Annotated in this window: 20 protein-coding genes; 8 read left to right on the top strand and 12 right to left on the bottom strand. The window is 70.7% G+C overall.

Features of this window, described 5'->3' with window-relative positions; genetic code table 11:
* Window positions 1-59: 59 nt before the first annotated feature.
* A complete protein-coding gene (locus AC07AB_RS30720) occupies window positions 60-500 on the bottom strand; it encodes a hypothetical protein (protein WP_478573647.1) in 441 nt (146 codons plus the stop codon).
* A 233-nt stretch (window positions 501-733) separates the two neighbouring features.
* Here AC07AB_RS30720 and AC07AB_RS30725 point away from each other — a divergent pair, with 233 nt between their 5' ends.
* Both AC07AB_RS30725 and AC07AB_RS30730 read left to right on the top strand, forming a co-directional pair.
* The gene (locus AC07AB_RS30725) at window positions 734-1,990 is read left to right on the top strand and encodes a sensor histidine kinase (protein WP_478573649.1); all 1,257 of its coding nucleotides are present in this window, start codon (window positions 734-736) and stop codon (window positions 1,988-1,990) included.
* On the top strand, window positions 1,975-2,622 hold the full coding sequence (locus tag AC07AB_RS30730) for a response regulator transcription factor (RefSeq protein WP_478573651.1): 648 nt from the start codon (window positions 1,975-1,977) through the stop codon (window positions 2,620-2,622). Before AC07AB_RS30725 ends, AC07AB_RS30730 begins: the two co-directional genes overlap by 16 nt.
* Window positions 2,623-2,643: 21 nt before the next feature.
* On the opposite strand, the gene AC07AB_RS30735 is transcribed toward AC07AB_RS30730, so the two are convergent.
* Window positions 2,644-3,495 carry a helix-turn-helix domain-containing protein gene (locus tag AC07AB_RS30735; protein ID WP_478573654.1) on the bottom strand — a complete coding sequence of 284 codons (852 nt, stop codon included), beginning with the start codon at window positions 3,493-3,495 and terminating at the stop codon, window positions 2,644-2,646.
* A 142-nt stretch (window positions 3,496-3,637) separates the two neighbouring features.
* Between AC07AB_RS30735 and AC07AB_RS30740 the strand changes: the two genes are divergently transcribed.
* A complete protein-coding gene (locus AC07AB_RS30740; RefSeq protein WP_478573657.1) occupies window positions 3,638-4,120 on the top strand; it encodes an ATP-binding protein in 483 nt (160 codons plus the stop codon).
* Window positions 4,121-4,251: 131 nt separating this feature from the next.
* Here the strand turns inward: AC07AB_RS30740 and AC07AB_RS30745 are convergent, their stop codons facing one another.
* Window positions 4,252-4,950 (bottom strand): DUF4232 domain-containing protein, encoded by a 699-nt coding sequence (locus AC07AB_RS30745; protein WP_478573659.1) that lies wholly within the window; start codon window positions 4,948-4,950, stop codon window positions 4,252-4,254.
* Between the two features lie 336 nt (window positions 4,951-5,286).
* Here AC07AB_RS30745 and AC07AB_RS30750 point away from each other — a divergent pair, with 336 nt between their 5' ends.
* The gene (locus AC07AB_RS30750) at window positions 5,287-6,708 is read left to right on the top strand and encodes a helix-turn-helix domain-containing protein (protein ID WP_478573662.1); all 1,422 of its coding nucleotides are present in this window, start codon (window positions 5,287-5,289) and stop codon (window positions 6,706-6,708) included.
* Window positions 6,709-6,735: 27 nt separating this feature from the next.
* Here the strand turns inward: AC07AB_RS30750 and argS are convergent, their stop codons facing one another.
* Window positions 6,736-8,517, bottom strand: coding sequence for an arginine--tRNA ligase (gene argS, locus AC07AB_RS30755; RefSeq protein WP_478573664.1), 1,782 nt, complete (start codon window positions 8,515-8,517; stop codon window positions 6,736-6,738).
* 186 nt (window positions 8,518-8,703) lie between these two features.
* Here argS and lysS point away from each other — a divergent pair, with 186 nt between their 5' ends.
* Window positions 8,704-10,455 (top strand): lysine--tRNA ligase, encoded by a 1,752-nt coding sequence (gene lysS, locus AC07AB_RS30760; protein ID WP_478573667.1) that lies wholly within the window; start codon window positions 8,704-8,706, stop codon window positions 10,453-10,455.
* A gap of 137 nt (window positions 10,456-10,592) precedes the next feature.
* Here the strand turns inward: lysS and AC07AB_RS30765 are convergent, their stop codons facing one another.
* The 3 genes from AC07AB_RS30765 to AC07AB_RS30775 form a co-directional block, all read right to left on the bottom strand.
* Window positions 10,593-12,647, bottom strand: coding sequence for a DUF2637 domain-containing protein (locus AC07AB_RS30765; protein WP_478573669.1), 2,055 nt, complete (start codon window positions 12,645-12,647; stop codon window positions 10,593-10,595).
* An 85-nt stretch (window positions 12,648-12,732) separates the two neighbouring features.
* On the bottom strand, window positions 12,733-13,443 hold the full coding sequence (locus AC07AB_RS30770) for a hypothetical protein (protein WP_478573672.1): 711 nt from the start codon (window positions 13,441-13,443) through the stop codon (window positions 12,733-12,735).
* A gap of 144 nt (window positions 13,444-13,587) precedes the next feature.
* Window positions 13,588-14,502: a hypothetical protein gene (locus tag AC07AB_RS30775; RefSeq protein WP_478573674.1), complete on the bottom strand. Its 915-nt coding sequence runs from the start codon at window positions 14,500-14,502 to the stop codon at window positions 13,588-13,590.
* A gap of 163 nt (window positions 14,503-14,665) precedes the next feature.
* Between AC07AB_RS30775 and AC07AB_RS30780 the strand changes: the two genes are divergently transcribed.
* A complete protein-coding gene (locus AC07AB_RS30780) occupies window positions 14,666-15,859 on the top strand; it encodes an RtcB family protein (RefSeq protein ID WP_478573676.1) in 1,194 nt (397 codons plus the stop codon).
* Window positions 15,860-16,404: 545 nt separating this feature from the next.
* Here the strand turns inward: AC07AB_RS30780 and AC07AB_RS30785 are convergent.
* Window positions 16,405-17,118, bottom strand: coding sequence for a class I SAM-dependent methyltransferase (locus AC07AB_RS30785; RefSeq protein ID WP_478573679.1), 714 nt, complete (start codon window positions 17,116-17,118; stop codon window positions 16,405-16,407).
* Between the two features lie 24 nt (window positions 17,119-17,142).
* Window positions 17,143-18,615: an asparagine synthase-related protein gene (locus AC07AB_RS30790; RefSeq protein ID WP_478573681.1), complete on the bottom strand. Its 1,473-nt coding sequence runs from the start codon at window positions 18,613-18,615 to the stop codon at window positions 17,143-17,145.
* A gap of 1,370 nt (window positions 18,616-19,985) precedes the next feature.
* Between AC07AB_RS30790 and ltrA the strand changes: the two genes are divergently transcribed.
* Both ltrA and AC07AB_RS30800 read left to right on the top strand, forming a co-directional pair.
* A complete protein-coding gene (gene ltrA / locus AC07AB_RS30795; protein ID WP_478573684.1) occupies window positions 19,986-21,458 on the top strand; it encodes a group II intron reverse transcriptase/maturase in 1,473 nt (490 codons plus the stop codon).
* Window positions 21,459-21,540: 82 nt separating this feature from the next.
* Window positions 21,541-22,593 carry a transcriptional regulator gene (locus tag AC07AB_RS30800; protein WP_478573686.1) on the top strand — a complete coding sequence of 351 codons (1,053 nt, stop codon included), beginning with the start codon at window positions 21,541-21,543 and terminating at the stop codon, window positions 22,591-22,593.
* Window positions 22,594-22,630: 37 nt separating this feature from the next.
* Here the strand turns inward: AC07AB_RS30800 and AC07AB_RS30805 are convergent, their stop codons facing one another.
* The 3 genes from AC07AB_RS30805 to AC07AB_RS30815 all read right to left on the bottom strand — a co-directional run bounded on the left by AC07AB_RS30805 (window position 22,631) and on the right by AC07AB_RS30815 (window position 24,325).
* Window positions 22,631-23,014 carry a VOC family protein gene (locus AC07AB_RS30805; protein WP_478573689.1) on the bottom strand — a complete coding sequence of 128 codons (384 nt, stop codon included), beginning with the start codon at window positions 23,012-23,014 and terminating at the stop codon, window positions 22,631-22,633.
* A 35-nt stretch (window positions 23,015-23,049) separates the two neighbouring features.
* Window positions 23,050-23,826, bottom strand: coding sequence for an SDR family NAD(P)-dependent oxidoreductase (locus AC07AB_RS30810; protein ID WP_478573692.1), 777 nt, complete (start codon window positions 23,824-23,826; stop codon window positions 23,050-23,052).
* Between the two features lie 163 nt (window positions 23,827-23,989).
* A complete protein-coding gene (locus tag AC07AB_RS30815; protein WP_478573694.1) occupies window positions 23,990-24,325 on the bottom strand; it encodes a YnfA family protein in 336 nt (111 codons plus the stop codon).
* Window positions 24,326-24,341 lie beyond the last annotated feature (16 nt).

The raw sequence follows: 24,341 nt of genomic DNA on the forward strand, positions 1-24,341 counted from the left end.
GTACGCGGCCCCCGACGGTCCTTCCGTCGGGGGCCGCGTACGTGAACGGGGTACGGCCGTCAGCGCGGCGCCGTGAACGCGGCGCGCGGCGCGGCCCCGTTGACGAGGAAGGCGGTGGGGGCGAGGACCAGGGCGCCGGCGATCTGTGCCGCGACGAACCACGCCGGGAGGGCGCCGGGGATCACGTCGATGGCGACGATCGCGACCGGCGCGACCACCGAGATGACGCGTACGCGCAGAAACGCCGACCGGGAGCCGCGTGCGGCGAGGCCGGTCAGCCAGTAGGTCACCACGGCGCTCGCGAGCACTCCGCCGGCCCGGCCCCACATGAACGGCGTCGGCTGCTTTCCGGCGGTCGCGAGGACCACATCCGCGATGAGGACCGCGACGCTGATCGCGCCGTAGCCCACGACGAACCTCCTCACCGTGCCGAAGGTCTGCTGAACGTCCGGGGCGCCGAGGCGGGTGGCCTCGGCCGTGGTGCGGGTGGTGGTGTCCATGTCCCTCTTCCCTTGTTTCCGCTGTGCCGGTCGGCGTGTTGTCGACGCTAGGGAGCGCGCGGGAGGCGGGGTATGGGGCTGGACGCCGGGGTGGGTGGGGCCAGACCCACTCCGCCGCGAAACCGGGGGGTCCGGGGCCCCGCGCGGTGCAGAGTGAGAACGCCGAGCCGCACCGGCCGTACCGCCTGTACCGGCGGGACCCCGATGCGGAAGAACCAGAAGAAGGAAGTGTCATGCGACAGGTGAGGTTGTGGGTGTCCAGCGCCTGCGTGGGGTTCGCGCGGGCCTGCGCCGTGGTGGCCGTCAGCCTGCTGGTCCCGGCCGTATGGGCCGCCGCCGTGGTGCTGTGGATGTGGTGGGGGGCGGGCCCGTGGGTGTGGATTCCGGAGTTCGTATGGGCCTGCCTCGGCACGCTGCTCCTGTCCCGTCCGGTCTGCCGGATGTTCCGCTCCCTCGTCGCGAAGTGGACGGGTACCGTCATCCCGGCCGGCTACCGGGAGGCCGAGCCGGTGGTGCGGCTGTCCACCGGGTACTGGTGGAACGGCTTCTCCTACCAGCGCACCCGCCGCGACGCCCTCCGGGACCAGCGGATGCGGCTCCGGTGGAGTGACCCCGCCACCCGGCGCGACCTGCGCTTCACGGCGCTCGTGCCGATCACCGCGGGCCTGGTCTCGGCCGTTCCGCCGGCCGGGGTCGCGGTGGCGGTCCTCGGGGTCCTGCGGCCGGAGCCCGCCGCGCGCCTGGCCGGGGTGCTCGGCCTGCTCGTGGCCGTCGCCGTCGCCCCGTACGCCTGGCGGTCCGCCGCGCCCGTAGCCGTCCGCTTCCTGCGCGGCTCGCCCGCGATGGCGCTGGCGGGCCGGGTGGCGGAGCTGACGGCCCAGCGCGCGGACACGACGGTCGCGCAGGCCGCCGAGATCCGCCGCATCGAGCGGGACCTGCACGACGGGGCACAGGCCCGACTGGTCGCGCTCGGGCTCTCCTTGACGACCGCGGAGAAGCTGATGGAGACCGACCCCGACCAGGCCAGGGCGCTGATGCGGGAGGCGCGGGCCGGTGCCGTCACCTCCCTGACCGAGCTCCGCGAACTGGTTCAGGGCATCAACCCGCCGGTGCTCAACGACCGGGGGCTCGTCGACGCGGTACGGGCCCTGGCCCTGGACAGCCCGCTGGAAACGGCGGTCAGCGCCGGCGCTCGGCTGCGTCTGGACCCGCCGATCGAGTCCGCCGTGTACTTCGCGACCGCCGAACTGCTGACCAACGCGGCCCGGCACGCCCACGCGAGCGGGGCGCGGATCTCCATCGCCCGGGACGGCGCCGCCATCGTCGTGGACGTCGAGGACGACGGCCGGGGCGGGGCCGCCGTGCGGGAGGGCGGCGGGCTCGCGGGGCTGCGCCGCCGCCTCGCGGTCTTCGACGGCACCCTGGAGATCACCAGCCCGGCAGGCGGTCCGACCCGCATGAGGATGATGGTGCCATGCGAATCGTTGTAGCCGAAGACCTCTACCTCCTGCGCGAGGGCATGGTCCGCCTCATCGAGGCGTGCGGGCACCAGGTGGTGGCGACGGCGGCCACCGGGCCCGAGACGCTCGACGCGCTGCTGGAGTGGCGGCCGGACGTCGCCGTCATCGACGTCCGGATGCCGCCGGCCCAGTCGGACGAGGGCCTGCGCGCGGCGCTGGCCGCCCGCGCCGAACTGCCCGGGCTGCCGGTCCTGATCCTCTCGCAGTACGTCGAGCAGCTGTACGCGCGCGAACTGCTGGCCGACGGCGCGGGGGGCGTCGGCTACTTCCTCAAGGAGAGCGTCTTCGACGCCGACCAGTTCGTCGACGCCCTGGAACGCGTCGCCGCCGGCGGCACCGCCATGGACCCGGCCGTCATCGCCAAGCTGCTGGCCAGCGGGGCCTCGACCCGGCGGCTCGGCGGGCTCACCGAGCGCGAGCACGCCGTGCTCGGCCTGATGGCCGAAGGGCTGTCCAATCAGGCCATCGGCCGGCGGCTCTTCCTCAGCGAGAGCGCCATCAGCAAGTACACGACCACCATGTTCGGCAAGCTGGGCATCGCCGACGACGGCAGCGGCAACCGCCGCGTCCTCGCCGTCCTCGCCTATCTGAACCAGCCCTGACCCGGGTGGGGGCCCGGCACGTCACAGCGCGCGGGCGATGGCGCGGATGAAGTCGCGGGACGGCGCCCGGTCGAGCGCCAGCTCCTCCAGCCGGTCCAGCAGCGCCCGGTAGTTGGCGAGCTGGTCCGCCGCGTTCAGCAGCGCGGGGCCGTGCGACTGGTCCAGCTGTACGGTGTCGAGCTGCGCCACCGGCCCCGACGCGTACAGGATGGTCTGCCCCGCGCCCGGGAACTCGCCCCGGTCGAAGGGGACCACCAGCACCCGCACGTTCTCCCGCTCGCTCATGTCCACGAGGTGGCCGAGTTGAGCGCGCGTCATCTCCCGGCCGCCGAACCGCATGCGCAGCGCCGCTTCATGGATGATCGCCGTGTACGGCATCGGGGCGCCGCGGTAGAGGACCCCCTGGCGCTTCACGCGGTGCGACACCCGGTGCTCGACCTGGTGGGGCGGCAGCGGCGGTACGCCCTGGTCGAAGATGACCCGGGCGTGGTCGACGGTCTGGAGGAGGCCGGGCAGGATGGCGGTCTGCGCGGTGCGCAGCGCCACGGCGTGGTGCTCGATCTCGGCGAGGTCGAGCAGCCCCGGCGGCAGCGTGCCGCGGTACTCCTCCCACCAGTGGCGGGCGCGATTGCCCGTAAGGGTGGTGAGCGCGTCGATGAGTTGACGGTCCGCGCAGCCGTAGGTGTGTGCCAGCGCGCGCAGCCGGTGAGCGCTGATGCCGGCCCGGCCGGACTCGATGTTGCTGATACGGGCCTGGTCGGCGCCGAGCAGGGCGCCTGCCTCCGAGGCCGTCATGCCCGCCAGCTCGCGGAGCTTGCGGAGTTCTGAACCCAGGCGCTGTTGGCGAGCCGTGGGGGCGGTCCTCGGTGGCATCGGCCCTCTCCCTCGTCACGCACAGTCTGGCGGCGTAAACCTCGGGGGTCCATCGGGTGCATGTATTTTCCGCAAGCCGCAACCCGCATGCACCGGGCTGCCTTACGGTGTGTGTCAATTCGCTCACGCTAGGGAGGCGCGTATGAGTTGTGCGCCGGAACCGTTCGAGGCCGGGCCGCCCGAGGACTGGGAGTACACCCTCCAGGTGCCGAGCGACCCGCTCGCTCCCTGCATCGCGCGCCGGACGCTGCGCACCATCTTCGAGGAGCACGGCTTCTCGGCGTTCGCCGACACCGCGGAGCTGCTGACCTCCGAACTCGTCACCAACTCCTACCGCTACGCCGACGGGCCCGCCTCCGTGCGCGTACGGCGGGACGGGGAGCGGGTGCGGGTGAGCGTGTGGGACGCCAACCCCAAGCTGCCGGCCCTGGCGACGGCCGGGGAGCCGGCCGTGCCGCCCGCGGACGTCGAGCGGGGCCGGGGGCTGGGGCTCGTACGGCTGTGCGCGGACAGCTGGGGCGGCTTCTCGCTGCGGGACCAGCAGCAGGGGCTGGGCGGCAAGATGATGTGGTTCGAGCTGGGCGGCGGCGCCCCAGGCGCCCCTGCCGACCCCTTCGCGGGGTGAGACACCCGCACCGGGCGGAAGCGGGGGCGATCACTCGGTGCGGGTGTCTCCGTGGGCGGAACCCCGCCCACGGTCTGTGCCGCGTCCCGGGGTCCGGCTTTCGGCGGACCGGGGGCGCGGAAGGCGCGGGCCTACTGGATGGCGTCGGCCTTGTCGCGCTGCCAGTAGGTGACCTGGGCCGAGTCGTCGTAGTACGCGCCGCCGGCGGGCAGCGCCGGGTGGGCGGCCGCACCGGTGGAGCCGGACCCGCCGACGCCGCTGAAGAAGACGGCCAGCGACGTCGCGGTGCGGCCGTGATCGCCGTCGCCGCCGAGGGCGACCCCCGCGTACGCCGATTCGCCGGGGGAGAGAGTGACGACGGCCTGCGGCTTCGTGTCCTCCATGGGCCGGGCGGATACGGACTGGTCCTCGCCGAACCGGAGCAGCGGGTAGGAGTAGGCGTTGCACGGCTTCGAGCCGGTGTTGGTGGCCGTGAGCAGCAAGTGGTTGATGGGACGCGTCAGATTGCCGACGGTGACCTTGAGGTTGTCGCCGGTGCAGGCGAGCTTGACGGGGCCCTGATCGCTCGCGCTCCCGCCCTCGGCCGCGCTGCCGCTCTCGGCCGCACTGCCGCTCTTGCCGCCCGTGCGCGCCGCGGAGTCGGCGTGCTTCTGGGAGCCGCCGGGCGCGCTGTCGGCCTTGGGGTCGTTGGCGGAGCCGCCCGGGGCCGCGGAAGCGGCGGCGCTCGCGCCGGCCTTGTCGTCGGTCCCCTGGGACTGGCAGGCGGACAGGGAAACGGCGGCGGCGATCGCCGCCGCGGCTACGGCGATGGTGCGGGTGCTGCGGGACATGGCCATGAGCGGAGTTCTCCCCGGGCTGGTCAGAAGGAACGGACGAGCGCCACGACGGTGATGGTGGATGCCACGAACACGGCGACGGCCACGACGTCGATGAGGTTGAACCGGACGCGTGAACGCATGACTGCTCCTGGAACGGGTGGCGCTGGAGGGCGGGGTGGAGCCGCGGAACCCGCCGCGACATGTCCACAGCCTGCGAGGAGGCGTGTTCCAGCCGCAATGGCCGCCCGGGTATTCGGGAAGCTGGAACGGCCGCGCATAAACTGACCTGGGGAGAAGCCCTACCCCTGGAACGCGCTTCCGGGACGGAGTTGGAGGGGGCTGGTGGGTGTGGCGAGTGAGACAGAGGACTTTGCCGCCCTGCTCCGGGAGCTGAAGGGCCGTTCGGGACGCAGCTACGGCGTCCTGGCGGGGAAGCTCCACGTGAGTACGTCCACGCTGCACCGCTACTGCAACGGCGACGCCGTGCCCACCGACTACGCCCCCGTGGAACGTCTCGCGCGGCTGTGCGGTGCGACGCCGGACGAGCTGGTGGAGGTGCACCGGCGCTGGATCGTCGCGGACGCGGCGCGGCGGCGCAAGCCCTCGGCGGCGGCCCCCGCCCCGGCGCCGCGACCGGAGCCGGAGCCGGAGCCCGAGTCACGGCCGGAGCCGCGAGCGGAGTCCGTGCCGGAGGACGAGCCCTCGACCGCGCTCGTTCACGTGCCCGCGCCGAAGCCCGCGACCGTGCTGAAGCCCGAGCCCGAGCCCGAGCCCGAGCCCGAGCCCGAGCCCGCGCCGAAGCCCGCGTCCGCCGTCCGCCGCTGGACGCGGAAGCGGGTCGCCCTGGTGGGCGCCGGGGTGGCGGTGCTCGCCGTGCCCGCCGTCGTGGCGGTGGGACAGGTGACCGGGGGGCCGGACGGCGGGAGCGGGGCGTCCGCGGGCCACTCGGCCGCGCCCCTGCCGAGCGCCGACGCGCGTATCCCGCGGCTGCCGGAGCGCGGCTCGCCCGACAGCGCCTCCGAATCGAGCGCCGAGGCCGAGAAGTCCAAGAGCGCCTCACCCTCGCCGACCGCGTCGCGCGGCGGCGCGAAGGCCCCCGGCGAGGACCCCGGCCCCAGCGAGGCCGCGGGCCCGGACGAGGACGCCACGGGCGTGCCGCTGACCGTGAACAGCCGGATCAACTCCTGGGAGGACCGCTGCTCCCAGTACTACCTGCTGGGCGACACGCCCGCCCAGGTGCCGGCGCCGCCGACCGAACAGGACACCAGCGCGTGGGCGCGGAGCCTGGGCGCGGTCACCGGCGGTACGTCGAAGACCGAACTGGTCGTGCAGGGGACCGGAAAGACGGTGGTCCTCCAGGCGCTGCACGTACGCGTGGTGGGGCGTTCGGCGCCGCTCGACTGGTCGGCGTACTCCATGGGGAGCGGCTGCGGCGGCGGGCTGACCCCGAGGTCGTTCGCCATCGACCTCGACGCCGACCGCCCGGTGACGCGGCCGGTCGCCGGTGAGCAGGGCGACGTGAAGATCCCCGCCACGGACTTTCCGTACAAGGTGTCGCTGAACGACCCCCAGGTGCTGAACATCCAGGCGCACGCCGAAAGCCACACGGTCAGCTGGTACCTGGAGCTGGAGTGGAGCAGCGGCGGCCGGCACGGAACGGTGCGGATCGACGACCACGGCAAGCCGTTCCGCACGTCCGGGATGAAGGGCGCGCCGAAGTACGACTACTGGGACTCCCAGCACGTCTGGAAGCGGAACGACCAGTCGTGACGTTCCGCTGCCAGGCGGCCGTAACGGTCAGAGGCGCTCGGGGGTGCGGATGCCCAGGAGCGCCATGCCCTGCCGCAGCGTGCGGGCGGTGAGCTCGCACAGGAAGAGGCGGTTCTCGGCGACGTCGGCGGGGACCTCGGCCTTCACGACCGGGCACTGCTCATAGAACGTCGCGTAGTGCGAGGCCAGCTGGTAGAGGTACGCGGCGAGCTTGTGCGGCTCGTACGTCTCGGCGACCGCCTCCAGGATCTCGGCGAAGTCGTCGAGGTGCAGGCCCAGCGCCCGCTCGGCGGGGGCCAGCGCCAGCTCCGGGTGCGGGACCGGACGCTTGTCGCCGGCCTTGCGCAGGATGGACTGGATGCGCGCGTACGCGTACTGGAGGTAGACGCTGGTGTCGCCGTTGAGGGACACCATCCGGTCGAGGTCGAAGACGTAGTCGCGGGTCATCGACGTGGACAGGTCCGCGTACTTGACCGCGCCGATGCCCACCTGCGCGCCGCGCTCGGCGATCTCCGCCTCGGTGAGGTCCTTGGCCTTCTCCCGCACGACGGCCGACGCGCGGTCGATCGCCTCGTCCAGCAGGTCGACCAGCCGGACCGTCTCGCCCTCACGGGTCTTGAAGGGCTTGCCGTCCTTGCCGAGCACGGTGCCGAAGGGGAGTTGCCGCGCGGTGTCCTCGGGGAGCCAGCCGGCCCGGCGGGCGGTCTCGAAGACCATCCGGAAGTGCAGGGCCTGCCGGGCGTCCACGACGTAGAGGAGCGTGTCGGCGCCCAGCCCGCCGACCCGGTCGCGGATGGCGGCGAGGTCGGTGGCCGCGTAGCCGAAGCCGCCGTTGGACTTCTGGACGATGAGCGGCGTCGGGTTGCCGTCCGGGCCCTTGACGTCGTCGAAGAAGACGCACAGGGCGCCGTCGGAGCGGACGGCGACGCCGGACTCCTCCAGCTCCTTGACGACGTTGATCAGGTCGTCGTTGTACGCGCTCTCGCCGACGATGTCCTCGTCGCGGATCTCCACGTCGAGCTTCTCGTACACGCCCTGGAAGTAGATCTTCGACTCGTCGACGATCTTGTGCCAGAGGGCGAGGGTCTCCTCGTCGCCGGACTGGAGGGCCACCACCCGGTCGCGGGCGCGGCCCTTGAACTCCTCGTCGGAGTCGAAGAGCGCGCGCGACGCCTTGTAGAGGCGGTTGAGGCGCGCCATGGCGGCCTCGCCCTCGCCGTCGGCGCCGTTCGCGGCGGCCGCGGAGTCAGAAGCGTGGTCCAGCTCGGCGGGGTGCTCGATCAGGTACTGGATGAGCATGCCGAACTGGGTGCCCCAGTCGCCGATGTGGTGGCGGCGGACCACCTTCTCGCCCCGGTGCTCCAGGATCTTGACGATCGCGTCGCCGATCACCGTCGAGCGCAGATGGCCGACGTGCATCTCCTTGGCCACGTTGGGCTGGGAGTAGTCGATGACGGTGGTGCCCGGGTCCGGTGCGTACGGGACGCCGAGCCGGTCGTCGGCTGCGCGCGCCGCGAGCGTGGCGGTGATCGCGGAGTCGGCGACGGTGATGTTCAGGAAGCCGGGCCCGGAGACCTCGACGTCGGAGAGCAGGTCACCGGTCGGCAGCCCCTCGACGACCTTGGCGGCCAGCTCGCGGGGGTTGCCCTTCAGCTTCTTCGCCAGCGCCAGCATCCCGTTGGCCTGGAAATCCGCTCGGTCGCTACGTCGCAGCAGCGGGTCGGCGGCGCCGGCCTCGGGCAGGGCTGCCGAGAGGGCGTCCGCGACGCGCTGGTGGACCGTAGCGGCGAGGGAAGGGACCGAAGCCATGGGTTGCCATTCCGTGTGAGGTCGTCTGGGTCAGTCGCAAGTATCCCACGGGCCTCCCACCGGCCCGGCCGGGTAATTCACGGGCCTTGGCGAAAGCCCCGGCCGGTTAATTCACGGGCGGCGGCGGAACCCCCGGGGCACCCTTGCCGTCTGGGACAATGGTCGACGCTGACCGCAAGGAAGGAAGTGCCGAACGTGGCTCAGAGCACCGAGGCCGACTGGGTCTCCCGATTCGCCGACGAGGTCATTGCCGAGGCGGAGCGTCATGCCCCCGGCAAACCCATTGTCTGCGCCTCGGGCCTCAGCCCCTCCGGCCCGATCCATCTGGGCAACCTGCGCGAGGTCATGACCCCGCACCTGGTGGCCGATGAGATCCGGCGCCGTGGGCACGACTGCGTGCACATCATTTCCTGGGACGACTACGACCGGTACCGCAAGGTCCCGGCCGGCGTCGACTCGTCCTGGTCGGAGCACATCGGCAAGCCGCTCACCTCCGTGCCGGCCCCGCCCGGCAGCTCGTACGCCAACTGGGCCGAGCACTTCAAGGCGCCGATGATCAAGGCGCTGGAGGAGCTCGGCATCGAGTTCCGCGGCATCAGCCAGACCGAGCAGTACACGTCCGGTACGTACCGCGAGCAGGTCCTGCACGCGATGCGCAACCGCGGCCGGATCGACGAGATCCTCGACCGGTACCGGACGAAGGACAAGCCGGGCGGCGCGGCCAAGGGCGGCCAGAAGCAGGGTCAGAAGCAGGGTCAGAAGCCCGTCGACGAGGCCGAGCTGGAGGCCGCCGAGGGCTCCGGCGCCGCGGACGAGGACGACGGCAGCACGGGCGGTGGGGGCTACTTCCCGTACAAGCCCTACTGCTCCGTGTGCGACCGCGACCTGACGACCGTCACCGCGTACGACGACGAGTCGACCGAGCTGTCCTACCGCTGCGCCTGCGGGCACGAGGAGACGGTGCTGCTGCGCGAGCACGACCGCGGCAAGCTGGTCTGGAAGGTCGACTGGCCGATGCGCTGGGCGTACGAGGGCGTCGTCTTCGAGCCCAGCGGCGTCGACCACTCCTCGCCCGGCTCCTCGTACGTCGTCGGCGGCCAGATCGTCCGCGAGGTCTTCGACGGCCGGCAGCCGATCGGCCCGATGTACGCCTTCGTCGGCATCAGCGGCATGGCCAAGATGTCCTCCTCGAAGGGCGGGGTCCCGACCCCGGCCGACGCGCTGGAGATCATGGAGGCGCCGCTGCTGCGCTGGCTGTACGCGCGCCGCAAGCCCAACCAGTCCTTCAAGATCGCCTTCGACCAGGAGATCCAGCGGCTGTACGACGAGTGGGACGCCCTGGAGCGCAAGATCGCGGACGGCTCGGCGCAGCCCGCCGACGTCGCCGCGTACGGGCGTGCCACCCGCACCGCCGCCGCCGAACTCCCGAAGACGCCGCGCCCGCTGCCGTACCGCACGCTCGCCTCGGTCGTGGACATCACCGGCGGCCAGGACGAGCAGACGCTGCGCATCCTCAGCGAGCTCGACCCGGCCAACCCGGTCGCCGCGCTCGACGAGACCCGGCCGCGGCTCGACCGCGCGCAGCACTGGGTCACCACCCAGGTACCGGCCGAGCAGCGCACGATCCTGCGGGACGAGCCGGACGCCGAACTGCTGGCGTCCCTGGACGACGACGCGCGCGAGTCGCTGCGGCTGCTGCTGGCCGGGCTCGATGAGCACTGGTCGCTGGACGGGCTGACCACGCTCGTCTACGGCGTCCCGAAGATCCAGGCGGGCCTGGAACCGGACGCCAAGCCGACGCCGGAGCTCAAGGTCGCGCAGCGTTCGTTCTTCGCGCTCCTGTACCGGCTGCTGGTCAGCCGTGACACGGGCCCGCGACTGCCCACGCTGCTGCTGGCGGTGGGGGCGGACCGGGTGCGCAAGCTGCTCGGCGCGTAAGCGGCGCCCATCGACGGAGGGCCGTCACCCGGTCGGTTGACCAGGGTGGCGGCCCTCCGTCGTGGATTCGGCCGTGAGTGCGGCTGTGAGTTCCGTCGCGGGCTTTGCCGCGAGTTCTGTGGTGAGTTCCGCCGTGGTCAGCGCGCGCTGTCCGCGTCGGCCTCGGTGTGGTAGCGCTGCCGGAAGTCCCGCAGGAACCCGCGCAGCTCGCCTTCGGTGAGCGGCCCGCCGCTCTCGTTGGTCACGCCGTCGACGTCGGCGAGGTGGACACCGAGCTGACGGGCGTTGGGGAAGTCGCCGTTGTTCTCCTTGTACCGGCGATAGGCGGAGAACAACTGCTCCAGATGAGCGCCCTCGGAGTCGGCCGCGCCGTCCTCGGCCGCCGCCGCTTCCCGCTGCTGCTCGTGCTCGTGCTCGGCGACGGGGGCAGGGGCTGCGGCCGGAGCGGCGAACCAGGGGTTGACGTGCGTCTCCGCTGACGCTTGCGGCGCCGGGGGCGCTGCCGCCTGGGCTTGTACGGGCGTGGGGGCGTACCCGCGTCCGTACTCGTGCCCGTGCCCGTGCTCTTCGGCGGCAGCGGCGGCAGCGGCGGGCGGGTGCGGGGCGTACTGCGGCTGGCCCGCGGCGGCGGCTTGCCCGGCGGACGGGAACTGCTGAGTGGCGGGGGCGTGCTCGGAGTACTGCGCCTGCTGGGCGGGGAGCTCCGTGTGCTGGACCTGCCGGGGAGCGGCGGCCGCTTGCGGGGCGTACCGCGGCTGGTCTGTGGCGGGGGCTTGCCCGGTGGGCGGCAGGTGCTGAGCGGCGGGGGCGTGCTCGGCGTACTGGGGTTGCTGGGGGGTGGCGGGGGCTTGCGGGGCGTACTGCGCCTGCTGGGGGGTGGCAGGGGGCTGTGGTGCGTACTGCGCCTGCTGCTGGGGGGTGGCGGCCGGTGTCTGCTCGGCGTACTGCGGTTGCTGCGGGGCGGCGGGCGCTTGCGGGGCGTACTGCGCCTGCTGAGGAGCGCCGGGGACCTGTGGTGCGGCCGGGGGGTGCGCGGCGGTACGTACCTGCTCAGCCTGCTGGGGCTGCTGAACCTGCTGAACCTGCTGGGCCGCGGGGGCTTGGCTGTTGGCAGCGGCCTGCTCCGCGGCTGTGCTGTGCGCCGCACCGGCGGCCTGGCCCGCGCCCGCGGACTGTGCCGCGCCCGCTACCTGCTCCACGGCCGGGGCTTGGACGTCGGCCTGCTGCCCGTTGGCGGCAGGCTGCCCTACGGCGACGGCCTGTCCCGCACCGACGGCCTGTCCCGCACCGGCGGGACGCTCTTCCACCGGGCCCTGCCCGGCAACCGACTGTTCCGCAGCCGTGCCCGCAGCCTGTTGTTCCGCAGCCGCAGCCGCAGCCGCAGCCGCAGCCGCAGCCGTGGCCGGTTGCTCCCGTGGCAGCGGCTCAGCCGGGGCCGCGATGGCCGGGCGGTGCGTACCCGACGGCGGCAGCGTCGGGACCAGGGCCGTGGCCGGGGTGATGCCCGCGGCGGCCAGGCCCGCCGGGCCGGTCTCCGAGAGCGGGACCCCGAACCGCGCCAGCCGCAGCGGCATCAGCGATTCGACCGGGGCCCTGCGCCGCCAGGCACGGCCGTAGCGGGCCTGGAGCCGGGCCCGGTAGACGAGGCGCTCCTGTTCCAGCTGGATGACCTGTTCGTAGCTGCGCAGTTCCCACAGCTTCATCCGCCGCCACAGTCGGAACGTGGGGATGGGGGAGAGCAGCCAGCGGGTGAGGCGAACGCCTTCCATGTGGCGGTCGGCGGTGATGTCGGCGATCCGGCCGACCGCGTGCCGCGCCGCCTCGATGGAGACGACGAAGAGCACCGGGATGACCGCGTGCATGCCGACGCCGAGCGGGTCGGGCCAGGCGGCCGCGCCGTTGAAGGCGATGGTGGCGGCGGTGAGCAGCCAGGCGGTCTGGCGCAGGAGGGGGAAGGGTATCCGGATCCAGGTGAGGAGCAGGTCCAGCGCCAGCAGGACGACGATCCCGGCGTCGATGCCGATGGGCAGGACGTTGGCGAATCCGCCGAAGCCCTTCTTGAGGGCGAGGTCGCGCACGGCGGAGTACGAACCGGCGAAGCCGATTCCGGCGATCACCGCCGCTCCCGCCACGACGAGCCCGATGAGTATGCGGTGCGTACGCGTCAGCTTGGTCACTTCCGTCGCGGACACCCGCGATCCCTCCCCGCCCTCGAATGCCAGCGCGCCAAGACTGGCACACCCGTTCGGGGCGGGGTGCGGCGGCTGTTGCTAGGGGCTACTTGTTGGCGGCGGCGATGGAGGCGACAGCCTCCTTGGCGGCGGACTCCGCCTGCTTCAAAAGCTCGTCGGCGTCGGGCGACTTGGCACCCTGGAAGCCCGCGCCGTCGTATTCGACGGTGACGACGACATTGGAGGTACGGGCGACGACCCGCTGGTCACGGTAGTTGTCGCCGTCCTTCCTGGACTCGGCCTTGACCGTGGTGGCCTGGTCGCCGATGCCGTCGGCCGTGCCGGTCTTGACGTTCTTCGCCCCCTCCGCCTTGGTCGCCTTCTCGGTCTCCTGGGTGACGTACGCCTTGGCGCGCTGGTCACCGGAGCCGAAGGTGGGGTGGGAGGCGAAGAGGCTGACGGAGGTGCTGAGGGAGCGGTACTGGATGTTCTTGACGTCGTCGTCGTCCGAGCCGCTCCACAGGCAGGAGCTGGAGCTGTCGTTCTTGGGAGGCGGCAGGACCTTGCCCTTCTTGTCCTCCACGTTGGGCACCAGCTTCTCGACCGTCTTCGTGGAGATCTCCTTGCAGGGCTCGGGGATCTTGGAGAACGCCGCCGCCTTGACGGTGGGCGAGGCGCTGGCCGAGGAGGAGGCGGAGGACGAGCTCGACGATTCCTTCTTCGAGCCGGAGTCGTCGGAGCAGCCGGTGGCGACGAGCATCACCGGTACTGCTCCGCAGGCGAGGATTCGGGCGAGTCGCGAGGCTGTTCTGCGCATGGGTCCTTCGCTCATTCGGTGTCGACGGGCGGGCCGGCGGTGGCCGGGCGGATCCGGTTGGGGCCGGCGGTAGCCGGGTGGGGCTATCGGCACGGTACGCGGCCGGGGCGCGGGGGCGGCCCAAATGTGGCGATACTCGCCGGGTCAGTCGCTGAAGTACCCGGCGAGTTCATGGGCCAGTCCGCGGGCCTTGTCCTGGAGGTCTTCGCTGCTGGGGACATGCTGCTTGTCGATCGCCCACTGGTCGTAGCCGATGGTGACGAGGACGTTCGAGGACCGGAAGACGATGGTGATGTCGCGGTGCGCACCTGAGTCGGGGGTGGCGAGCCGGTCGTTGAGGAACGCGTCGTCGCCGAGGTCGTCGAGGAGCCTGGGGGCGAGGTCGGCGGCGTTCGTGGTGGGGGAGGGGGGAGAGGACGGGACGCCGGAGGTGGCGGTGGGGGTGGGGCCCTGCCCGGCGTCGAGTTCCTTGGAGAGCTGAGCGGACTTGGCGCCCTTCGCCTTGTCCGTGTCGTTCTGCTTCTTCTGCTTCTTCAGCTTCGAGGAGTCGGCGGGCCCGTCGGTCGAGGGGTGGCTCGGGGGGTGGCCCGAAGACGAGTCGGTCGGGATGTTCGCGGTGCTCGCCCGCGCCTCGTAGAGCTGCCGCGCCCGGTCGTCGTCGCTGACCGCAGGGTCGTAGGAGACCACGCGCTCGTAGTCGACCGTCAGATGGCGGGTGCCGTCGGGCGCCTCCACGTTCCAGCGGCAGCCGACGCGGCGGTCGGTGTCGTAGGTGAGGGTGGGCTGGCCGGCGTATGCCTTCTCGGCGTCCTGCTCGCTCTGGCCGTCGGGGCCCGGCAGCATGGTGCGCAGGGTCTTGCGGTCGACCTTTCCGCAGGGCTCGGGGAGCGAGTGGTACTTGCCGGGCTGCGCGGCGGTGGCGGAGGGGTCGGCGTCCCCGGACTTGGAGTCCTCGCCGGTGCCGGTCGTCCCGGACCCTCCGCTGCAGCCGCTCGCCAGCCCGACGGTGAGCACGGCCGCGGCCAGTGCGGCGACCGGTGCGTACGCCTTTCGCTGCACTGTTCATGGCTCCTTTCGCCGGAAAACTGGTTGCCGCCCCGAGGTGGCGGCTGGACACAATGTCTACCGCACGTACTGCCGCGCCTGCCGGTTCGCCGCCGTCAATCTGACGTTAGGTCCGGCTTTTGCGCTCTGAGGGTTTTGTGGGGGAATGAGGTAGGTCATGTCGTACACCGAGGTGCCCGGGGCACAGGTCCCTATCCGCATGTGGGCCGATCCGGCGACGGTCGAGGGCGGCGCGATGCAGCAACTGCGCAATGTCTCCACGCTGCCGTGGATCAAGGGCCTGGCCGTGATGCCGGACGTGCACTTCGGCAAGGGCGCGACGGTCGGCTCGGTGATCGCCATGCGCGGGGCGGTCTGCCCGGCGGCGGTCGGGGTGGACATCGGCTGCGGCATGTCGGCGGTCAAGACGTCGCTCACCGCCAACGACCTGCCGGGCGATCTGTCGCGGCTGCGGTCGAAGATCGAGCAGGCGATTCCGGTGGGACGGGCGATGCACGACGATCCGGTGGACCCAGGGCGGATGCACGGTTTCCCGACGGCCGGGTGGGACGACTTCTGGGCGCGGTTCGACGGGGTGGCGGAGGCGGTCAAGTTCCGGCAGGGGCGGGCCGTGAAGCAGATGGGTTCGCTGGGGCAGGGAAATCATTTCTGGGAGTTCTGCATCGACTCCGACGACTGCGTGTGGATCATGCTGCACTCCGGGTCGCGCAACATCGGCAAAGAGCTGGCCGAGTACCACATCGGGCAGGCTCAGAAGCTGCCGCACAACCAGGGCCTGGTCGACCGCGACCTCGCGGTCTTCGTCTCGGACACCCCGCAGATGGCGGCCTACCGGCACGACCTCTTCTGGGCGCAGGAGTACGCGAAGCACAACCGCGACATCATGATGGCGCTGTCCCAGGACGTCGTCCGCCGGGAGTTCAAGAAGGCGCGCGTGACCTTTGACCCTGTCATCTCCTGCCACCACAACTACGTGGCGGAGGAGCGTTACGACGGCATGGACCTGCTCGTCACCCGCAAGGGCGCGATCCGCGCGGGCAGCGGCGAGTACGGCATCATCCCGGGCTCCATGGGCACCGGCTCGTACATCGTCAAGGGCCTCGGCAACGCCGCGTCCTTCAACTCGGCCTCCCACGGCGCGGGCCGCCGCATGAGCCGGGGCGCCGCGAAGAAGCGGTTCTCCACGAAGGACCTGGAGGACCAGACGCGCGGCGTGGAGTGCCGCAAGGACTCGGGCGTCGTGGACGAGATCCCGGCCGCGTACAAGCCGATCGAGCAGGTCATCGACCAGCAGCGGGACCTGGTCGAGGTCGTCGCCAAGCTCAAGCAGGTCATCTGCGTGAAGGGCTGAGCGCCGGCGCTGTACGTGATCGGTTGGGCCCGGGCCGACACCGGTCCGGGCTCAGCGCGCTATGGGGAAGAACACCCTCGGCCTATACGTCAGGGTCGAAGGGTGCACACAGGACGCATTGGCGGTCTACAGCCTGAGTACGCCCATCACGACGGATGGCGGCACTTCATGGCAGTCCTGGACCAGCGCAGCAGGCTGGACGAACTGATGAGTCACGAGAAGAGCCACGCCAGTCGAACAGGCCACTGCTACCTGCCTGTCTCCGAGATCTTCACCCGCGTCAAATAGCTTGTTCGGTGTGGAGGCGGGGATACGCGGGCCCCTGCATCGTCCTGCGGCCTTGGAGGCGACTGTCTTTCAACTCCGCCTCGCACGGCGCAGGCCGCAAGGCGGGCCCTGATGCCGCAGAAGCGGTTCTCGATGAAGGCTCTGTACGCGTCCAGGACCTCCAGACGCGCCGAGTATCGGCACGCGATCCGCGCCTGAGTGCAGCGCAGGCGGTGCGCGCAACTCGATGTGCTCCGGGCCGGTAGGGGGTTCTGAGCTCATCGTGCGTACCGGGCCGTTGTGTAGGCGATCGGGCCGGTGAGCGTGGCACCCAGTCCATTCAGCATGTCCACCACCTCGAACCCCGCGCAGGATGCGTAGTGTTCCAGCTCGCGCGGAAACAGTACGCGTCGCCGAATCGTGTCTTGCGCGTCTTCGCCGGATGGCAGGGACCAGAGTCTATGCATGGTGTTGATCTGCGTTCGCAGGTCCCATTCGTAGCTGATGGCGACCTGTGCGGGGCCGGCCGGCGTCTCGACGGCAGCGATGGAGGGCTCGGGGCGGACGATGGGCGATACGGGCGAGCAGAGAACGAGAATCGCGCCGGGACGCGTGTGCGCGGCGAAGGTGGCGAATACCGCGCTGATGTCGTCGTTGTCGTGCACGTAGGCAAGGGAGTTGCCGAGACACACCACGGCGTCCGCGTACCGCTGAAGCCGGACGGTTCGCATGTCACCGATGCGGATGTCGAGTGCGGGCCGTACCCGGTGTGCGTAGTCGACCAGACCGGGCTGGAGGTCTACGCCGATGCACTCGAAGCGTTTGGCCAGGAGTTCCAGGTCGCGTCCGGTCCCGCATCCAAAGTCCACCAGCGTGGTGGCGTCCGGGCGGTGGCGCTCGATCAGGGCGCGGCAGATGCCGGCGCTGCTGCTGTCCTCCTGGACCGCGTCGTACAGAGCGGGGGCTCGGTAGAAGAGGTTCGATGCTTTCATGTCGCGGCTTCCCCGTCGGCGTCATCACATGAGGCTCCGCAGCCCGACTTCCAGGGCAAGCACGTCGTACAGCAAGTCGGGCACCGTTGGCGAGCGCTCGGCGTCTGCTCCGGCCCGGGCGAGCGCTTTGGGATCAACGTAGCCGAGATCGGCCAGCACTGATTCCCGTGTCATGCCGTCCAGGATGCGGAGCCCGTATGAGCGGAGCCCTCCTTCCATGACCCCGAGGAAGTTCTCCGGTTCCTGCGGCGAGGCGACTGCCTCTGGCATTCCGGCACGCCGTAGGCGCTCCCGGAGCAGAGCCTTTCCGCGCTTGTGCTCGTGCGGCAGCTGCTCCATGAATCGCACGATGCGGGGGTGTACCAGCGGGCTTACAGGCCAGACGCCCAGGCGGAGGAAACCGGGGTTGTGGAGCCCGAACGCCATCAGTGTCGGCACCGGAAGCACTGGCATCGGCGCCAGCTGCTCGTTCACATCGGCGAGCGCTTCGGTGGCCCGGGGGCCAAGCCACGGCACGGGTTCCGCCGTCGGAAGTTTCGCACTCGTCCGCGAATGGTGAGCGTTGACCTCATCGCCGCCGCTGCCGGTGAACACGATCTCGCAGCCACGGGCTGCTGCCTGGGCGCGGACGACATCGAATGCCTCTTGGTAGAACGCGCCTGCGGGGTCGTGGGGCTCGCCGAGTGCCCGCACTCCGCCTGGTACGAACGGCGGGTGCTGCATGGCGGGAATGAGCGTGTCATGGAAGCCGCAATGGTCCACCAGAACCTGTCGGCGCGCTTTTTGTTCTGCGCCGATGCCGCCGCCCATCAGGAGACCGAAGCTGTGCACCTCGTGGAAGCCGACCGTGTTCACTGCCAGGGCGACGTTGCCGGAGTCGGCTCCGCCCGAGAGTTCGAGCCCTACACAACCAGTCGCTGCGGGGGCTTCGCGGACGGCCTCGGTGAGTAGCGCATCAAATACCTGCAGGGGGTCTACGTCGGTGCGCAGCGTACGGGGCGCCAGGACGTGTTCGGCAGGCTCCGGGTACCGCATGGTGAGGCCGGAAGAGGTGAAGATGGCTGTGGCTCGTTCGGTGAGCCGGTACACCCCGTCGAACAGCGTGTCGGCGGTGTACCGGTGCTGCCGGGTCAGAGTCCGGGCCATGGTGCGCGCCACGAGTCGGTCGGTTCGCATGTACGGATGCAGTTCGGCCAGGTGCCATGACGCATGCAACACGTTCCCGGCGGCTACAAGGTAGAGAGGAGCCGTGCCGAACAAGCCCGCTGACACCCGGACTTCACGCGGTTTCATCGCGACCGTTACGAAGTCCGCCTCTCCCTCCTTGCACTCACTCACCTTGAGAGCGACGCTAGGGGCCCAGTCATCGTCGAATTCCATTGCGAGTGCTGAGACAGTCGCGGACTTGATCCAGCTGGTTCCGCTGGACCAACGCCCCTCATGGAAACGCCAGTACGGGCGGTCCAGGTCCGGCAGGCACAGACGCATCGAGAGCATGTGATTACCTTCCGAAAGTGGTGCGGCGGGGCGAGGCCCGGTCAGCCCCGCTCCGCCGCACTTCATGCGTGCATCACTTGCAGTGGTCGCCGTTGTTGTCGCCGCCGCCCGGCATCTTGTCCTGCAGTGCGGCGCTCATGGCCGGCACTCCGGTGACCAGATCGCCGGTGAACAATTCGTCCACATTCATGGAGTTCTCCTCCTAGGGTTGAAGCGGTATCCGCGGCGGTTGCCGCAGAGCGGGCCCGTCCGGCTGTCGCCCGTCATCGCGAGGCAGCCGGGCGAGGTGACCGCCACCTCGTGGCGGTGGGCTCTCCCGGGTGGCAGGTCTTCTTCTGCGATCAGGGAGGGGATCGGCCCTGCCTCTACGCAACCGTGCGGACACTTACAGCGATACCGTTGCGGTGGTGTCGGGACTTGAAAGCCTTGAAAGTCCGCATAGGTTCGAGGAGTTGAAGGTCATGGCGGGACGCCAACCGAACGCAGCTCTCGGCCGCCTGATCGTTGAGAGCCGATGGACGTATCGCCAGTGCGCTTGGGCTGTGAACCGGGTTGGCACGGAGACCGGCATGTCGCTCCGCTACGACGAGTCGGCCGTGAGCCACTGGCTCGGCGGAACCATTCCTCGCGGCGCTGTACGAGCGTGCATCCTCGAAGCCTTCTCGCGCCGACTCGACCGGCCTGTGACCCATGCCGAGGCCGGTCTGCCGGTTTCGGGCGGCCGCTCTCCCGCTGCCGCGGATAGCGTGGAAGGACTGGTCGATCTGGGGAGGCAGGACAGTGCGCCGTGGAAAGCGCACGTAGATCGTGTGGAGGTGAGAGACCTTCACCGCCGGGCTGTCGCAGCAGTTCGGTGAAGCTGGGGGCAGCCTGATCCGGGAGATGCCGGGGAGGGCGGTAAGCAGCCCCGACAAAGTCGGGACGTTCCAGAACTGCCAGATGGGGCGGGTCCGGCCAGCAAGACGGAGAGGAGTACGCGAGGAACCGGCGTCTTACGCCTCCTTACTTCCAGCCGGCTCGAACCTGGCGGATACGGGCCGGAAGCGGTGGGTCCCTGTCGCTCGTCTAACGGCGGGGAACTCTTCGGGCGATCTTGTCCAGCTGCCCGTAGAGGCCACAGTGAAGTGCTGCGGGGTAGCTGTGGTGAGGCCGCGGGGGCAAAGTCGGGCTCCTACTTCGACAAGCGATCAACGTGTGAACACGGGAAACGTTCTGGTCCCGCCCCAACTCGCCTCGCCAGGGCGGGAAGTGGCTGGGCTCATCGTCGGCCGACCGGGCCAGAGCGGGGCGGAGCCGCCGTAGTACTCGGAGCTGGGGAAAGCCCAGTACGTGGGGAAGGGCGGCAGCGGAATCAGAAGGGAGGGACTGCAATGCCGAAAGACGCACTGCTGAATAGCAGCGCTCCACCGAAACAGCCCGATGGGCCGGAACGGGGGGTATCGGGGATGCAGACCAAGCTTCACCGTTGGGCGGCGGCCGATCCAGGCCGACAGTTCGACGATCTGTTCAACCTCGTGCATGACCCGAGGACGCTGCTCGCAGCGTTCGAACGGGTCGCGGGGAACACTGGCGCCCGGACGCCTGGAGTGGACGGTCTCACCGTCGACCAGGTGGAACGGGAGCTTGGTGTCCCGGGGTTCTTGGAGGATCTGCGCCGGGCGCTGAAGGCGGGCGAGTTCTGTCCGCTGCCGGTGCGCGAACGGAAGATCCCTAAGCCCGGCAGCAGCGGCAAGGTGCGCAAGCTCGGCATCCCGACCGTTGCCGATCGCGTGGTCCAGGCTGCGTTGAAGCTGGTGCTGGAACCGATCTTTGAGGCCGACTTCCAGCCGGTCTCTTTCGGGTTCAGGCCGAGGCGGCGGGCACAGGACGCAATCGCCGAGATCCACCAGTTTGGCACCAAGGGGTATCGCTGGGTGCTGGACGCTGATATCGAGGCGTGCTTTGACTCCATTGATCACACGGCCCTGATGGACCGAGTGCGCAAGCGGATCAAGGACAAGCGCGTGCTCCGTCTGGTGAAAGCCTTCCTCAAGGCCGGAGTCCTCACTGAGGTCGCCTCCTACGAGGAGACGTTCACCGGCACGCCTCAAGGCGGCATCCTCTCGCCCCTCTTGGCCAACATCGCCTTGTCGGAGCTCGACGAGCACCTTCACGGCCCCTGGCTGGAGGGCGGAAGCATGTCCACCGCCTACAAGCGCAGCCGTCGACGTCACTACGGCCTGCCGAGATGGCGCATCGTCCGCTACGCGGACGATTTCGTTGTCCTCGTGCACGGTCAACGAAACGACGTCGAGGCCCTGCAAGAGGAAGTCACCGACGTGTTGCGGCCCCTGGGTCTACGGCTGTCACCAGCGAAGACCCAGATCGTGCACATGTCGGACGGGTTCGACTTCTTGGGGTTCCGCATCCAGTGGCGCCGCAAGAGGGGTGCTGCAAATAAGTGGCACGTCTACACCTACATCGCTGACCGGCCTATTCGGCAGCTTAAGGACAAGATTCGAGCCCTGACGGGCAGAACGTCGCAGCAGGACATCCGCAAGGTGCTGATCCGGATCAACCAGATCACTCGCGGGTGGGTCAACTACTTCAAGCACGCTGTCTGCAAGCGCGCGCTCCGGGCCTTGGATCACTTCGTCTGGCGCCGGGTGAACTCCTTGCTGATGGCACGGCACCGCTGGAAGTGGAAGGACGTCCGTCGGCGCTTCTACGACCGCAATGCCGGTCGCTGGAAGCCGCTCTCGGCGGACGGGATCGCACTTTTCGCGCTGGATACGGTTGCGGTCACCCGCTACCGGCACCGGCCGAAGATCCCCACCCCTTGGGAGGTTCCTGCCCATGCCTGACGGACGAGACCGTGGAGAGCCCGGTACTCCGAGAGGAGTACGCCGGGTTCGGAGAGCGGTCCGGGGAAACGGGCAGGCAGCAATGCCTGAACCGCGCCCCGGGCCGACTCAACTGGACCCGTCCCGTCGGAGCGTCCTGGGGGCGGGGCTGTTCTCCGTGGCCCTCACGATCCCTGGGTGGCCCGATGTGATCGGCCGGGCCGAGGCGGTGGAGTCCGGGCGTGTTGCGCGGATCGGGGTGAGCGACGTGGACATGGTCGTGGCCATGACCGAGCGCGTCTCGGAGCTCGACGACCAGTTGGGCGGCCGTCACGCGCGCCCCATGGCGGCTTCGTTCATGGTCAACACGGTTGCGGCGTACCTACGCGCCGACGCGTCGGCCGAGGTGCGCCGAGCGATGCTCTCCGCCGCTTCCGACCTGCTCTATCTGACCGGCTACATGGCCGTGGACGAAGGGCTGCACGGTCTCGCGCAGCGCTACTACGTCAAGGCGCTGGAACTGGCGGGGGCGGCCGAGGACCATCTGACGTACTGCACCGTGCTGCGCGGCATGAGCGTTCAGGCCGTCGACCTGGGGCACGGTGGCAGGGCGGTGGAGCTGGCGGATGCGGCTGCCGCCGCCGCACCCGCGGCCGGGCCCCGGATGCGGGCCTTCCTCGCCGGTCAGCAGGGCCACGCGGCCGCGAAGACCGGGGATCGCACAGCGGCCCTGCGCCACCTCCGCGAGGCGGAAGCCGCCATGGACCGTGCGGAGGCGCGGGGCAAGGCATTCGGTTCGTACGATCCGGCGTCGCTGAACTACCACGTCAGCCAGGTCCGTTACGAACTGGGCGACGTAGCCGGTGCCATCGAGGCCATGCGGCAGTCGGACAAGGTGCGCTACAGCGTCTACCGCCGCGCCCGGGTGCGGCACCGGGCCACCCTGGCGGAGCGGCAACTGGAGATCGGCCACCTCGAAGCGGCTTGCGCCACCTGGCACCAGGCACTCGACGACTACCCCATGGTTCAGTCGGGCCGCGCCGACGAGCGCGTGAAGGTGATGTTCGGGCTGTTGCGCCCGCACGTGAGGAACGCCGTTGCCCGCGACCTCTACGACCGGGCACGGACCGTCGCCCGGCCGGCCCTGGCCGGGTGAGTGGCGGGGCCGGGTAAGTGGCGGGGCCGGCGCGGTGCTATCCGGCGTCCCCCGGGTACCAGCGGAGTTCGACCCTGTTGCCGTCCGGGTCCAGGATGTAGATGGACTGGGCGTCGCCGCGGGCGCCGAAGCGGGTGACGGGGCCCTCGGTGACGGTGAAGTCCCCGGATTCGATGACCTGTTGCCAGTCGAGGGGTTCGACGGTCAGGCAGAAGTGGTCGACGTTGGACTCGCCCCGGTCGCCCTGGACCAGGTCGATGATGGTGGTCGGGCCGACCCGCACCGAGGGGAACGGCGCCTTTCCGGCGCGCCATTCGTCCACCCGGACCGGCTCCAGGCCGAGGGGGCCGCAGTAGAAGGCCAGGGAGCGCTCGGGGTCGGCGACGTTGAGGACCAGGTGGTCGAAGGCGGTGACGCGCATGGTGCTCCTCCTCGGTACGGGGGCGGCTCGGGCGGTCAGTTCTCGCGGTGCACCTTGTAGTTGGACGCCTGGGCCCGGGGGCGCAGGACCAGGAGGTCGACGTTGACGTGGGCGGGGCGGGTGACTGTCCAGGCGATGGTGTCGGCGACGTCGTCGGCGGTCAGCGGCTCGGCCACGCCCGCGTAGACCTTGGCGGCCTTCTCCTGGTCGCCGCGGAAGCGGGTGAGGGCGAACTCGTCGGTCTTGACCATGCCCGGCGCGATCTCTATGACGCGTACGGGCTGCCCGCACAGCTCCAGGCGCAGCGTCTCCGCGATGGCGTGCGCGCCGTGCTTGGCGGCGACGTAGCCCCCGCCTCCCTCGTACGTGCCGAGGCCCGCGGTGGAGGAGAGGATCAGGACCGTGCCGTCGCCGGAGGCGACCAGGGCGGGGAGCAGGGCCTGGGTGGTGTTGAGCACGCCGAGGACGTTGACCTCGTACATGGCGCGCCAGTCGGCGGGGTCGGCGGAGGCGACGGGGTCGGTGCCCAGGGCGCCGCCCGCGTTGTTGATCAGTACGTCGCAGCGGTCGAGCCCGGCCGCGAAGGCGTCCACGGCGGCGCGGTCCGTGACGTCGAGCGCGTGGGCGTCGGCCCGGTGGCCCGCCTCGGCCAGTTCGGCGGCGAGCGCCTCGACGCGGTCCTTGCGGCGGGCGGTGAGGTCGACGCGGTAGCCGGCGGCGGCGAGCCGGCGGGCGGTGGCGGCGCCGATGCCGCTGCTGGCACCGGTGATGACTGCGGTACGGGCGGTGGCGGAGGCGGCGTCAGCGGGCATGGGGGCTCTCCTCGGGCGCGGGGTGCGGGGCGGCTCGTACGGTCGTACGGGCCGCGCTCTCGGGTGTGCGGCGCCCATCGCAGATCGCGCGGGTGCGCGTACGCGTGGGGCCGCTGTGGCGACTCTTTACGTTTCTTCGCAGGATATGCCCGGCCGCCGGGGCTCACCGGCCGCGCGGCGCGTACATGATCACGGCGACCCCGGCGAGGCAGACGAGCGCGCCGATCACGTCGAAGCGGTCCGGGCGGTAGCCGTCCGCGGCCATGCCCCAGGCCAGCGAACCGGCGACGAACACCCCGCCGTAGGCGGCGAGGATCCGGCCGAAGTCCGCGTCCGGCTGGAGGGTGGCGACGAAGCCGTACGCGCCGAGGGCGACGATGCCGCCGCCGATCCACGCCCAGCCGCGCTGCTCGCGCACGCCCTGCCAGATGAGCCACGCGCCCCCGATCTCCAGGAGGGCGGCGAGGAGGAAGAGAGCGATGGAGCGCGCGGTGAGCATGGGGCAACCGTACGGT

Source organism: Streptomyces sp. NPDC044033, assembly GCF_056434425.1.